The 13453-nt window shown below is 41.9% G+C and carries 12 protein-coding genes; 7 read left to right on the forward strand and 5 right to left on the reverse strand.

The window, feature by feature from the left end:
* Positions 1-200 precede the first annotated feature (200 nt).
* Positions 201-842, forward strand: coding sequence for a response regulator transcription factor (locus KI743_RS07375; protein WP_285465784.1), 642 nt, complete (start codon positions 201-203; stop codon positions 840-842).
* Positions 843-937: 95 nt separating this feature from the next.
* Here the strand turns inward: KI743_RS07375 and KI743_RS07380 are convergent, their stop codons facing one another.
* From KI743_RS07380 to KI743_RS07395, 4 genes are all read right to left on the reverse strand, one after another.
* Positions 938-3595, reverse strand: coding sequence for a carboxypeptidase-like regulatory domain-containing protein (locus KI743_RS07380; RefSeq protein ID WP_285465785.1), 2658 nt, complete (start codon positions 3593-3595; stop codon positions 938-940).
* Between the two features lie 39 nt (positions 3596-3634).
* Positions 3635-4447 carry a molecular chaperone gene (locus tag KI743_RS07385; protein WP_285465786.1) on the reverse strand — a complete coding sequence of 271 codons (813 nt, stop codon included), beginning with the start codon at positions 4445-4447 and terminating at the stop codon, positions 3635-3637.
* Between the two features lie 79 nt (positions 4448-4526).
* Positions 4527-5042 carry a hypothetical protein gene (locus KI743_RS07390; protein WP_285465787.1) on the reverse strand — a complete coding sequence of 172 codons (516 nt, stop codon included), beginning with the start codon at positions 5040-5042 and terminating at the stop codon, positions 4527-4529.
* Positions 5043-5123: 81 nt separating this feature from the next.
* On the reverse strand, positions 5124-5573 hold the full coding sequence (locus KI743_RS07395; RefSeq protein ID WP_285465788.1) for a hypothetical protein: 450 nt from the start codon (positions 5571-5573) through the stop codon (positions 5124-5126).
* A 275-nt stretch (positions 5574-5848) separates the two neighbouring features.
* Between KI743_RS07395 and KI743_RS07400 the strand changes: the two genes are divergently transcribed.
* The 5 genes from KI743_RS07400 (at position 5849) to KI743_RS07420 (ending at position 11226) form a co-directional block, all read left to right on the forward strand.
* Positions 5849-7264 (forward strand): cytochrome-c peroxidase, encoded by a 1416-nt coding sequence (locus KI743_RS07400; protein WP_285465789.1) that lies wholly within the window; start codon positions 5849-5851, stop codon positions 7262-7264.
* Positions 7261-7755 (forward strand): DUF4402 domain-containing protein, encoded by a 495-nt coding sequence (locus KI743_RS07405; protein WP_285465790.1) that lies wholly within the window; start codon positions 7261-7263, stop codon positions 7753-7755. Before KI743_RS07400 ends, KI743_RS07405 begins: the two co-directional genes overlap by 4 nt.
* A gap of 302 nt (positions 7756-8057) precedes the next feature.
* On the forward strand, positions 8058-8816 hold the full coding sequence (locus KI743_RS07410; RefSeq protein ID WP_285465791.1) for a helix-turn-helix transcriptional regulator: 759 nt from the start codon (positions 8058-8060) through the stop codon (positions 8814-8816).
* Between the two features lie 164 nt (positions 8817-8980).
* A complete protein-coding gene (locus tag KI743_RS24630) occupies positions 8981-10069 on the forward strand; it encodes a GGDEF domain-containing protein (protein WP_285465792.1) in 1089 nt (362 codons plus the stop codon).
* A 167-nt stretch (positions 10070-10236) separates the two neighbouring features.
* Positions 10237-11226: a LysR substrate-binding domain-containing protein gene (locus KI743_RS07420; protein WP_285465793.1), complete on the forward strand. Its 990-nt coding sequence runs from the start codon at positions 10237-10239 to the stop codon at positions 11224-11226.
* Here the strand turns inward: KI743_RS07420 and KI743_RS07425 are convergent.
* Positions 11201-12082, reverse strand: coding sequence for a LysR family transcriptional regulator (locus KI743_RS07425; protein WP_285465794.1), 882 nt, complete (start codon positions 12080-12082; stop codon positions 11201-11203). The two genes, KI743_RS07420 and KI743_RS07425, sit on opposite strands and share 26 nt — an antisense overlap.
* Positions 12083-12246: 164 nt before the next feature.
* Between KI743_RS07425 and KI743_RS07430 the strand changes: the two genes are divergently transcribed.
* Positions 12247-13434 carry an MFS transporter gene (locus tag KI743_RS07430; protein WP_285465795.1) on the forward strand — a complete coding sequence of 396 codons (1188 nt, stop codon included), beginning with the start codon at positions 12247-12249 and terminating at the stop codon, positions 13432-13434.
* Positions 13435-13453: the final 19 nt, after the last annotated feature.

A 13453-nucleotide genomic window follows, 5' to 3' on the forward strand; every position in this document is an offset into this window, starting at 1 on the left:
CTTAGAGCACATAAAACCACTCAAATCCCGCACCTATGTGCGGGATTTTTTATAGGGCAAGAATTGATCTAAAACAATGTAACTCGCTGTCCCTTGAAACTCTCACCCGAGTGGGTGATGTGAACACTGTTACATAAAAATATGATGATATGGAACGAAGTATGTAAATGAATAAAACGACAAGACGTCAGCGAGTTAATATGGAAATTACAGCGCCAGAAAATCACATCGTATTTCATATCCTTGGGTTTACCCCACTTCAAGAAACAGACATTACTCAGCATATCTGTCTTTGTTATCGAAGTAAGCCCCCTTACCAGGTTCCCATTTGCACGAAAGGCAATCATCAACACCTCTTTCTGGTGCACGATAGCTTGGCAGCGCAATTTCTTAAACAATACCCAAATCAGAATTGTTCAAATGACATATGTCTACTGGTGGACAGTCCTAACGATCAAGTCGAAGTACTCATAGACCACTTACAACATGGTTGGCGAGGGGTATTGAATAGTGAGCGTACTCAAAACGACTTGATGAAAGCCATTAATATTACATTAGATGGTGGTTTATGGTTCCCACGTCGAGCGTTAGACTCCTTTATCATCAACACAATAGATCATTATCATCACCAAGAGTTTATTCAGACTGTCTCTGAAAATTTTGACCTTACCAAAAAAGAGCAAGCTGTCATGCACCACCTATTGCATGGGTACAGTAATAAACAAATTGCCTCACAAATGTTTATTAGCCTTAACACGGTAAAAACTCATATCAAGAACATCATGATGAAAACCGATTGCCACTCTCGGCATGCATTTATCAATAAAGTATCTCAGCTGTAACGGGTCTAGTAGGCTACCAAAATTTCGTCATAAACAGCCTTTGTCTTCTCGCTCCATTGAACTAGCTAGAAGCATTTATGAAATAATCTAGACGATCAGTTGTTAACAACAAGCTCTATTCGAATTGGCCCAACAAAGTCCCCAGAGTTCTTTAGAGATATTTGGTGTTCGGGAATTGGCTTTAGGTTGAGGCGTTGTACCTGCTCTGGGTCAACCCTCAATCGATAGTCACCTAAAGGGACTTTATCCATAAAGAAAAAGCCATCATATTCAGAGGTTCGCTCACTGACGACTCGTCCTTTCTGATCGACCAGTTGAAGTTTTGCTCCAGCGATCGGTTGAAACTCCCCATTCTTGAATAAATAGGCATCACCATCCACTTCTCCAGTGGCAATAAAAGGATAATCAAAAGTTTGGATAATACCGGGACGTCCTAAAGCACTCAGCCCCTCAATCATTGGGTATAAATAAGGATCTTGCATTTTTTGATCATCAATAAAGATGTTTTTGCTTTCGGTGGTACTCAGATCCGTCATCAACAGCACCCCACTTTCAGTGACTTCGCCATTGTTGAACGCTATATCTGAGAGCAGTTGTTCGTCAGAATCAAATACTCCATTGCCATTTGAATCGTTAAAAGCTCGAACCTCTACCCCACCTGTCGTTGCTAACGTTTCCGATCGGACATATAGATGATCAGTTTTATCGACATAACCCAAACTAAACGCCACCGAAAGATGAACGTCGTAGTCGCCTTCATCATCACCATTGGCTTCAATACCGAAGTCAATATTTTGATATCGTTTGCTAACACGAAAACCGTAGTCAGTACTCTCGCTCTCTGTATCATAGTTAGTATCTACGCCAACACTATATCCGTTGGGTGAACGCCAGCTTGCATCAAAGCTGTAACTAGTAATGTTACTTTCTGGCTCTAAGTCATAATCAACCGATGTTCTAAAGGTCCAATCAAATAGACGTTTGGTAAGCGCAACATCCCCACTAAATTGACTCTCACGCGAATAGTACAACTCGTAATTTAAAGTGTTTGAAGTTTGAAAGTAGCTAGTCGAAAGTGAGGTGCGTTGTTCTACGCTATATTGATCTTTTGCATAGTCCGTATCCGTCCTTTGTTCCAATTCTTCACGGCCAACGGTCAAACTGAGTCCTAGAGGACCAAAACTGTCATCTAACCGAACTTCAGATTGACGGGCATACTCATAGACATCACGTGGCAAATCTTGTGTATCTAACCCCCACAACTCTAAATGTTTGAGGTTAACGTTAGTTGAAAGCAAGCGAGTTTGAAGTTGCCAGTCCAACCCATTATTTTGGTCATTATCTACTAACCAATTAACTTGATTATATAGCCCCCAAAACCCTCCAGTAGCGCCGATACTGAACATGTTCTGTCGCAAACGGTCATCTTGATCATAGAGCGAGACATACCCAAAATTCATCGTCAGATTCTGACTAACCCCGTATTCAAGACGTGTGCTGAAATGCATCTCTCCATTTGGATCGGAATATTGATCAACGCTGGTTAGATCAATGACTGGAACATCGGCTTGATTCACCCCGACTTGATAGGACCATTTCCCCGGGCTTAGCTGCTCTGAACCGATATAGATCACGTCAACTTGTTCTTGTTGCTGCCCCTCTGGGCCATAAAAAACAAGTTTTATCTCATTGCGACCAAACAACAAATTGACGTCTGGAAACTCATATAAACCATCATTCCGATCGTTTGCTGTCTGCATGCTTATTAGTTGATTATTAACATACAGCTCTACTTCCCAACCCGTTGTCAATGAGCCACGTAAAGTCGTTCTATCAAACTCTGTCGCACTCGATAAATCTGTATTTGCTAAATACACGCCTCTACCTTCAGAGCTGCTACTGATATGCTCTATGCTAGGTGTAAAGACATCACCAACCTGAAACTCTGTCGTACCTAAAATACCTGTATCTTCTGGATGGCGTCTCCCCAAAGACCAACGACTACTGGTTATACTTCCTTCCGAGATCGAACCTGCAAGATAGAACTCACTCGTTAGCTTAGCTAAATCTCCACTGGCAAACACACTGTAGTCCGTATCCCAGCGATTCTGCGAATCAAGATAGGTATCGAGCGTGATATCCATTAATGGAAATGAAAGCCACTGATACTCCCCTTCAATCAAAGGATATGTCGCTTGATTGGTACTGTTGTTACTCAGATTTCTTGCCCTTTTCTCACGCTCTATTTGCTGTTCCAAAGGAAGTGGCGTTCTTGAATTCACGTACAGAGCTAAATCTGACAGTTTTAAGTCTAAATCGATAGGAAGCCACTCTTCTATCAGAGCCTTTTTGATGTATATGTCATCAAACTCGTTCAGATAATCAGCATCCGATAGGATGTAAATATCGTCATTAACAATCACTTCATTGCTCGAAAGATCTAAAGAAAAGCTCTGGTCTTCTCGAACAAACCAACCCTCGGCCACACCTACACTCGGATCAACATCAATCGCTAGCTTTAAAGAACGAGATAGCTCTCCTAATGGGATTAGCAGTGTCCCCTCTCTTGGATAAACCAACACAGCTTCATTCAACACTCTTCTTGCAAGGTGTAGTTCCAAAATTATGGGCTCATCATCTATCAGCTCATTAGCGATCGCTTGGGCTGATGTGATACATATGAGCCATAACGTAATGAGAACTAGCAGCTTTGAAAAAAGAGCGAAAAGTGACTTCTGCTTACCGTTAATCACTCCCGCCCAAAACCGCCGCATGGCTGCCGACCCCGCTGATCAATGTATAGCAGCGAGAGCTGACACTAAACTGAGATCCTCGTTAACAAAGATCTGCTCTGTTCCATGTCTCTTAACAACTAACTTCAACGGACTATGGCCATCCCATTTATCTAAATTCAAGTTAACCATGCGCTGAGGAAGTGGATAATAAAAGCCCATACTTCTGAGCATCGCAATAGGCTCGCTATCCTTACCAGCGTATACATCAATGTCAGAATAGACACTGGTATTACCGTATCGATTGAACTGCATGTTTAATGACAACTGATTGTCTTTTTTAATAAAAGAATACGAATCTAAAGCTACTTGGGTATTGGTTGATGGGACTTTTCGAACGAAGACAGGAATAGATAAGGACGTCGTCATCTGCAGTCCAACACTCACTTCATCATCACCCAAACTGTTTTCAAGTGCTTGATTAATATCGTTGGCCGTCTCTTTAGGAACCTCAGTCAACAGAAGATGACTTCTGAGCTCTCCCACATCTAATCTATGGCTATTTCTAGCTAGCAATTTAATGGTTTGATTTCCATTTGGGGCAATTTTTATCTGCCGAGGCGATATTCTTACATATTGCTTTGCGGAATTTTTGACACCCTCGGATTGTTCGAGCCTTCCATCTGGCCTCATCTCCATATCTACGAAACTAATACGATAAGTCTGAGCTTCTTCACTTGGGTTAAATAAATATAAATGCTGTAATCTCTGGTTAGGTTCAAACTCTATTCGGTAATGGCTTAAACTGACACCAGCATGAATAACTGTAGGAAAGCAGAATAAAAACAAAATAACTACGTATTTATTAAACATAATACTTCCTTAATATGCGTAATATTGAGTTATAAGTAATAGAATTGGAGCTTCAATAGATTGAAGCTCCTTTAATGGATTAAATATATTTTGCTGTTAGTGTATAGCTACAGTTTATATGGCCTGTTTTACCACCCTCGATACGCATGGTGACACCAACCGGGAATGAGAACTCTTCTTTCTCACCGTTATATTCCCAAGGCCATTTCCACCACTCTTCACCTTCAACAGGGGCACGGTATATTGCTGCCACCTCAGATGTAGCAATACCACCAGTACAACTCGCGAATGCACCCATATCAATTTGAGAACGCTGCCCTTTTGTTCCTTTGTACTTGAATTGACCCGGTACAGAGCCAATTGCAGGCACAGATTTCAAAAACCAAAGACCCTCATATACTTTCCCATCAGTACTTAAAGTGATATGACGATCTTTACTCGAAACTGGAAACTTACCAAACGAAGCCGCTTGGCTTTGGGTTAACGAAATAGGGTTTAAAACATCGCCACCGACTTCACAGTCAGCGTTATCTTCAGCTATTGCAAGCATAGGAAATGATGATGCAACGGCTATAGCAATTAATAGTTTTTTCATAACACTATCCTTAATGTTATCTGCGCTTCTTCACGTTTCACATCACGCAATCTCGCGCTATTAATGTCAATTAGCTTGTCATCACATATATGTTGCAGCCAAATTAACCATGCACTCAGCGCCAAGTTTAGCGACTTTAGGCGAATGGTATGTATAGTGAACAGGTTCAATGAAGTCATCTTCCGTAGGAGTCATGTTATAGGCATCTGGCTTATCAAGCACAACAGCACCATCCTCTCCCATAGCATCTCCAATGTCCTGGCAACCTTCTGCAACAGTGGCTTGAAATTGAAGCTCATAATCTTTCGTTGCTTCAACGTTGAAGTCTAACTGCGCCTTTGTTTGTGTATCAATTAACACTTTACCAAGTGCACCATTGTTACCATTTGTTGGTGCTGACACTGTAAGCTGGTTTAACACATCTGCAGTTACAGTTGCATCTGCGCTTGATGAGTCCCAATCAGCGTTAGCGAAAAATGAAGAAGAAGCGAAAGCCACACCGATACTGACAATGAGATATTTAGTTTTCATGATAAATTTCCTTATTTCCGACTTATTGTTATGTCAATCAAACTGTTGACATTAGGAATTATGAAATCATCCATTGAATTTTCATCACCCTTTTTGGGTGATTTAAATTAATTCGGAATAACTAGAATTTAAACGTGGCAATTATCTTAAGTTAAGGTTGCGCTATGTTTAGTTTAATTACAGTAATAAAAACAAATTCAAAAATAGCTCTGTTTAACTCCATTATTCTTTATACGCTTCTGATCTTTATTGCTGGCTGCTCGGACATAGAGGCAATGAGTAATGAAGATATACAACTTCAGTTACTCATAGAAAATAATAACTTGTCCGTTGAACCGTTAGGAAATTTGCAAGTTCCCGACATAGCTTCCCCAATTAGCCAATTGGGGAAAGCTTTGTTTTACAGTAAATCACTTGGCGGAGAGGAGGATAGCGCTTGTGTGACTTGTCACCACCCACTGCTTGGCGGGGGAGACGAACTGAATCTATCCGTAGGCGTAGGTGCAGAACTCCCAGATCTGTTAGGGTTGGGAAGAACAACCCGTGACCATTCAGCACCAGCAGTACCTAGAAATGCACTGACCGTTTTCAATATCGCACTTTGGGAGCACACTCTGTTCTGGGACGGGCGTGTCGAAGTTGTCAGCAACGGTGGGCTAAAACAAATTAACACCCCTGATGGCCAGCCTGATCTCAACGCAGGTGACGAACTCCTATTTGCCCAAGCAGCGTTCCCAGTAACCTCATCAGAGGAGATGCGTGGGCACTTCAAATCAACAGCAACAAACGATGAACTACGGGAGCATCTAGCGAAACGTTTGGCCGATATCCCAGAACAAGGGGATCCACAGCTTACTTTCAGTCATTGGCCCGATATGTTTCGTGCTGCCTTTAATCAACCATCGGCCAGCGCAAGTGAAGTAATAACCCCTGCAAACATCCAATTGGCTCTAAGTGCATTCCAACGAACAATGCTCTTTGTTGATAACCCATGGTTTGCTTACTTAAAAGGGGACATATCTGCACTCACAACACAACAAAAGCACGGGGCAATTCTCTTCTATGCAGAAAAACAAAATGGAGGTGCACACTGCGTAAGTTGCCATAGTGGCCTTTTGTTTTCCGATGAAAAGTTCCACCCGTTAGGGTTCCCACAAATTGGTCATGGAAAGGGAGATGGCGTTGCAGACCGTAATGGAAATACCGATGATTTTGGAAGATACCGAGTAACTAATGATATTGAAGACATCTACAAGTTCCGTACACCGACACTGCTGAACGTGACTCATACAGCCCCTTACGGTCATGCTGGGAGTTTCAACACTCTAAAAGAAGTGATTAGTTACTCTGCCAACCCAACACTATCATCCTCTACGTATTTTCTAGAACATCAATGGTGTGAAAACTCCCAATTATCTCGCTTAGAGAGTTGTATGGACCTCTACCCTTTGGCTAAAGAACGAACCCAAAAGTCGCTTGCTGCACGCCAGGCGTTTGAACAGAAACATCCAATTTCGGTCACTCTAACTGATAACGAGATTGAAGATATTGAAGCATTCCTTCATGCACTAACAGACCCATGCATCCTTAGCAAAGAGTGCATGACGCCTTGGCTCTACGATTCGTCTGTCATAAATGATCCGGATGAAAACATACTGCGAGCCGTGAACGAATCGGGAGAATTGTTATGAAAACCATAAACGCTTTGATTATATACATCTCTCTTTTAGTGTTCATACCTGATGCATTCGCTTCTACTGATAAAACAGACCGCCCTCTAAAGAGACTCCAATTGAAACAGGTCGAAAGTTTCGATTTTGGTAGACTCATCAGAGATGGACACCTAAAAGGTACGATTACAATTTCTCCCTCCGGACAAGTCAGCGAAAGGAACATGAGAGCTTTGGAACGTATTAAACCCGCGCTGTTCTATTTATGTGGCGAACCTAATCAGAGCTTTCAACTTGAGCTGCCAACCCAAGTAAGTTTGAAGTCATTCAAAGCAAGCTCGATCTCCATAGGGGATTTCACTAGCAATTTGAACAACTGGGAGGGTCGATTACCAGTATCCGGATGCAAGAACATAAGGATTGGAGCAACTATTGAGTGGTATTCACACAAAAATATAGGCGGAATTGAAAGTCACTTCCCAATTTCAGTCCATTATATTGACCATAATTAGTAATGTATTAGGTTACTTTAGAAAACTTTAAAATTAGCATGATGTATTGCTAAATCATGACATAAACAAACTTATCACCCAGCTTATATCTGATATTAGAAATATAGCATTGAACAATCACTATAGTTGGTCAATCATAAAAAAGGTAGAGAATATAATCTATTTTGATCTAAATCATTTAATTGTTCACTTTTTAAGATTCCATTAAAAACCTCACCCAATAGGGTGATGATTTTAACCCGTTCAAATGAATTAATGTGAACATGCAAAAAATATAATTAAAAGTAAACATTGGCTATTATATGGATATAAAAACGAATAACGAATTTAAAAATCCAATTGTTCCTTGCTTTCCAAATGAGCTGGAAAATGAGGTACGCGAAGGATTAGAAAAAGTCGGAATTGAGCATGTTAGCCTTATCATAGTGTCTGAAGGAATGGACATCATTTTTGAAAGTTTAGAAAGCCTTTCTAAACGAATATCCATCAGCAAAAGAATCTCAGAGAGCATTGAAACTTATATTGAGTCAACGTTATACAATCAGAAAAATACCTTAAACTTTACTTATGACAACGTATTGGAAAATCGAATATTTGACCACGAGAAGTTATCCATCATCACTAAAAAGCTCAGCAAATATTCCATCTTCTCCCCTTTAAGTTATGAACACACAATGATTGCTATCTTCCACAGCGTAGAATCATTGTCTGAGCATCAAACTAAGCAGTTGGAGCTTGTATCCAATATCATGACTGCATGGTCTAATTCATGGGTTGCTCATAACACTATGATGCAGTTCTGGAAAAAGTACTCAGAGCCTAAAAGCGTAGATGTTACCTCTACACTTACAAAGTCAGAATTCAACGTTTTGGAACTACTGATAAAAGGTTTTACTGGGCCAGAAATATCTAGTATTCGAAATGTGTCAAAGGAAACGGTACGGACTCAAATTAAAAGTATTCTTCATAAAACTCACTGTCGTAGTCAGAATCAGTTGATATCCCGATTCTCTCAGGCTCAATGGACCATGAATTGCCATCACCGAGGAGTTTATTCGTAAGAGAATTAAATAAAAACTTAAGTAGAGTAAAAATTCATTTGCTTTAGACAAGAGAACTGGCAGCTATGAGTGTCCTTAACTTTCTTATTATTAAAAGGAATATGTTAATTTTTGGCATTAGCTTTCTAGTGTCGTGTCTCCATTATAGCAGTATCAGTCGTGTAGTGGATTCAATAGAGGTTGAGAAAAAGAAAAGAGAAGAATTAATTTCAAATCTCATTGACAATAATGTTGAATACAACCTCTCTATTTTCAAAGAGATTATTACTAGATTTGAGGAAGATCCAACTTTAGAAAGTAAAACGTTAGTTACAGGAAGAGTAGGACAAGCTCTTTTGCAAGAAGCAAGAAACCGCTTCACCTTAAATTATCACTTTGCAAAAATGCCGATTTCTAGTGCGCGAAACATAATTCTTCAAGACCGCAGTAACCGATTTTTTCTACTTTCAGGCGATCCTATTCGCGTTACCTTCTCCTCTTCTGCATCGCTTAGTTCTGAAGTCACTTCACAGCTGAAAGTAACGCCTATATCCCTACTTTCATTAAACTTGCACCAATTGGATTCACAGAAAAATCGCTACTTCCACCTGATAAAAGTACCTCTACCCGCACTCGATGGTAATGTGCTCGTCTTCGATGATGTGACAAGTTCAGTCATCGAGCTGAAAAATGAAATGCAGAGCCTTTTAGAGATTCTATTGCTTATTCTTGCTAGCTATATTCTGTTGGCTACTTTTGCTCAGTATCAACACAATACAAACATCAAATTAACTTCTGACACTCTGACCGGCTTGAAAAATCGAACCTATCTACAATCAGCAAACGTTAGAATGAAGCATGAGCACCTAAAGCACCCATGTATCTCGGTGATTGTTATCGACCTTGACCACTTTAAAGATATCAATGACCAGTATGGACACCCTACCGGTGATGAAATCCTCATCAGAGTGGCAGAAATTCTATCCGAAAATGTTCGCAGTAATGACGAATGTTACCGCATCGGAGGCGATGAGTTCATTGTCATCGTTAAATCTCAAACTCTTTCCGATACCAAAAAATTAGCAGAGAGACTACGAGAAAGAATCGCTAAAGATGAAAAACTTCGGATTATGTCTATGGGAGGGATTTCAGCGTCACTAGGCTTGGCGGTATTGTTACCAAACCAACCCGTCGAAGAAGTTGTTTCAATCGCAGATGAGATGCTTTACCAAGCTAAAAGACAAGGCCGAAACTTAGTGCAGAGTTACATTTAGACGCAACAACTTTTAAATATCATGATCTCGCGTTTGTATAAATGACTGCAAAGTCTACAAAACAGCGCCTTAATTGTAATACTCTCAACGAAACGTTATCTCAGCCGGTCATCAATTTACGGACTAGGCAAACGATACCCTTCACAGCCATTACTTTACGTCGATTTATGAAACATTCCGATTTCAATCTAATTCCGATCTTCATTGCGGTCATGGAAGAGCGAAGTATCAGTGCTGCTGCACATCGTCTCAACATTAGCCAATCAGCGGCTAGTCAAAGCATCCATAAGCTCAAGATACTGTTCGATGATCCCCTTTTCTTTCGTGAAAGCCATGGCGTTTCACCCAGTAAGTTAGCAAAAAGTATTTACCCACAACTTGCCGACGCAGTTCATCAAATTAGGCTCACCACTCCTCCTCTCTCTAACTTTAACCCTGAAAGCAGTTCACGAAATTTCATGCTCTCCGCGGTGTCAGTCATCGGATTGAGTCTGCTCCCTACCGTCTCCAAGCTTATATTCAATGAAGCGCCCAACGTCACTGTAAAAGCGGATTCAAATTTGTCTAACGCTGATATGCGATCGTTACTCAGAAACCAATATGATTTATCAATTGATATCGATTTTGGACAATACTCAGGGCTTAAGTCTCAAGAGTTACTGGAAGAGGAATTATGCGTATTGTGCAGCAAGGACCACCCTCGCTTAACGACCTCTACCGTATCTGAGAGTCAATTTTTATTCGAAAAACATGTCGTGCACACCACGTCGAGCCAGACGAAAGCTTACTTACACGACAAAGGGCTGAGTTATGAAAAGATCCTAGGGGAGCGTGATATCGTTTGGAGTGCTAATAGCATAGTGGAGATGATGAGTGTGATCGAAAATAGCCATCACATCAGTCTGTTTCCCAAACGCCTACTCAGCAAATATCTAAGAGATTCAAACTTGAAGCTCATCCCTTGTGACTTCATTTCCGAAAGCGTTAAGGTTGCTATGTTTTGGCATCCAGCACGTCACAATGACGCCGGACATCGTTGGCTGAGGGAAATCGTCACAAAAGCCAACCATCAATGTGAGTCAGGCTTCAGTGATCATTCCGTTAATGAAATAGAGGCCTTGGAAGTCCCAACTATAAACTCAACCTTGGTTGTATAAAGTCAATAAAAGCAGAGATGCGTTTAGAGACAGAGGAAGACTTGTAATACACCGCATTGATTGTTTCACGCCCTGTGTTGGTCAGCTTCTCCTGCTCTAATACAGGGATGAGTCGTCCTGCTGCGATGTCTTGATGGACCATAAAACCAGACAAACAAGCGATACCATTGCCTGCAAGAACAAGCTGGCGCACCGTTTCTCCGTTACTGGCTGTGATGGTTGGTTCGACATAGTTTTGGTTTGGGAGTGGCCAGTGATTAAGCACCTTGGCGCCAGTAAAGCCGACTGTGTGATGGCTAGAGAGCTCTTCGAACTTTTGAGGGATTCCGCGCTTAGCAAGATACTCAGGGGAAGCCACTATATAGAGCAAACTCTTACCCAATGGACGAGCGTGAAGCGTCGAATCGGTTAACTGACCAATTCGTATTGCCACGTCAGTTCGCTTCTCGATCAAGTCAACAAACCCCTCGTTTGAGGTTAGTTCGAGCTCGATGTCTGGATAAGCGCTATTGAATTCATTGACTAGAGGAACGAGCTGATGAAATACAAACGGGCTGGCTGCGTCTACTCGTAACCGGCCTTTGGGAAGTTCACCACGCGAAACAATCTCCTCTTCTGCCTCATGAATGATCCTTAAACCGGCTCGAATCGAGTCGACAAACTGCCTGCCCTCTTCGGTTAGCTCTACACGTCGCGTCGTACGATTGAACAGGGAAACACCCAGCTGACTCTCTATCTTACTAATACTTCGGGAGACTCTCGCTACCTGAATATCAAGCGTCTGCGCCGCTGCAGAAAAGCCACCGCTATCAACAACAGTAAGCATAATTTCCAAATCATCCGATCGCGTTAACACGGGAATCTCCTAAGCCATTAACAGAACAACTATTGCATTTATAACAAAAGTAATTTGTTAATCACACTGTTTTTAGCAAAGGACATTTCTCTCATAATCCTCGCCAACAAAACGAGCCAGCAAATCGGCTCCACTTTTAAGAATCACCTTTGAGAGAAATAATTATGCCTTTAGCTTTACTTGCACTGACGCTCAGCGCCTTTGCCATAGGAACCACAGAGTTTGTTATCGTTGGCTTAATACCAACTATGGCAGCCGATCTCAACGTATCTCTACCTTCTGCAGGTCTGTTAGTTAGCCTCTACGCACTGGGGGTTGCCGTTGGTGCGCCAGTATTGACTGCACTTACCGGTAAGTGGAATCGAAAATTGGTACTGCTCACCATTATGTCTCTGTTTGTGGTGGGTAACTTGCTGGCTTGGCAAGCACCTGGCTACAACACTCTTATTGCCGCACGTATATTAACGGGCTTGGCTCATGGTGTGTTCTTCTCTATTGGCTCAACCATCGCAACGGGATTGGTGGCCAAAGAGAAAGCGGCAAGCGCTATCGCGATTATGTTTACTGGTCTAACGGTAGCACTCGTGACTGGCGTACCTCTGGGCACTTATATTGGTCAAACATTTGGCTGGCAAGCGACCTTCTTGATCGTGGCTCTACTGGGCTTAATTGCTCTGATCGGAAGTGCGTTATTGGTACCTAACAACCTAAAACAGCCACCAGAGGCTAAGTTATCAGCTCAACTAAAAGTTCTGACTCAGCCAAGACTGTTGTTGGTTTATGCAATCACAGCACTGGGATATGGCGGCACATTTACCGCGTTTACGTTCCTTGCTCCAATCCTAGAAAATGTGTCTGGTTTCGACTCAAGTGCCATAAGCCTAATCATGTTGGTCTACGGTGTTTCAGTCGCGGTAGGTAACATCTGGGGCGGTAAGATGGCTGACAAAATGGGGCCAATCAAAGCGCTGACGGTTATCTTTTCTGGTCTAGCTGCTGTACTGGTTGTGTTTAACTTCACGGCAGTTAACCCTTACGCATCAGTTGCTACTATTTTGATTTGGGGTGCTTTTGCCTTCGGTAATGTTCCAGGCTTGCAAGTCTACGTGGTTAAGCTCGCAGAGAAATACACGCCAGATGCAGTAGACGTAGCATCAGGCTTGAACATCGCAGCCTTCAACGTAGGTATCGCACTGGGCTCTTGGGGAGGCGGTATCATTGTCGCAGAGTCTGGCTTAATGAACACACCTTGGATTGGCACTGTGATTGTCTTAGTTGCACTAGCACTGACTCGATTCAGTGGCCTATTAGACAAGAAGCAGGCTCAACAAGTCGCTACATCTAGCATCTAGCATCTAGCATCTAGCATCT

Source organism: Vibrio sp. D420a (assembly GCF_030248625.1).
Taxonomy (GTDB): domain Bacteria; phylum Pseudomonadota; class Gammaproteobacteria; order Enterobacterales; family Vibrionaceae; genus Vibrio; species Vibrio fortis_A.

Coding starts and splice junctions, on each gene's coding strand:
- KI743_RS07375 (WP_285465784.1), top strand. CDS start 201: ATGGAAATTACAGCGCCAGAAAATCACATCGTATTTCATATCCTTGGG.
- KI743_RS07385 (WP_285465786.1), bottom strand. CDS start 4,447: ATGTTTAATAAATACGTAGTTATTTTGTTTTTATTCTGCTTTCCTACA.
- KI743_RS07390 (WP_285465787.1), bottom strand. CDS start 5,042: ATGAAAAAACTATTAATTGCTATAGCCGTTGCATCATCATTTCCTATG.
- KI743_RS07395 (WP_285465788.1), bottom strand. CDS start 5,573: ATGAAAACTAAATATCTCATTGTCAGTATCGGTGTGGCTTTCGCTTCT.
- KI743_RS07400 (WP_285465789.1), top strand. CDS start 5,849: ATGAGTAATGAAGATATACAACTTCAGTTACTCATAGAAAATAATAAC.
- KI743_RS07405 (WP_285465790.1), top strand. CDS start 7,261: ATGAAAACCATAAACGCTTTGATTATATACATCTCTCTTTTAGTGTTC.
- KI743_RS07410 (WP_285465791.1), top strand. CDS start 8,058: ATGGATATAAAAACGAATAACGAATTTAAAAATCCAATTGTTCCTTGC.
- KI743_RS07420 (WP_285465793.1), top strand. CDS start 10,237: ATGAAACATTCCGATTTCAATCTAATTCCGATCTTCATTGCGGTCATG.
- KI743_RS07430 (WP_285465795.1), top strand. CDS start 12,247: ATGCCTTTAGCTTTACTTGCACTGACGCTCAGCGCCTTTGCCATAGGA.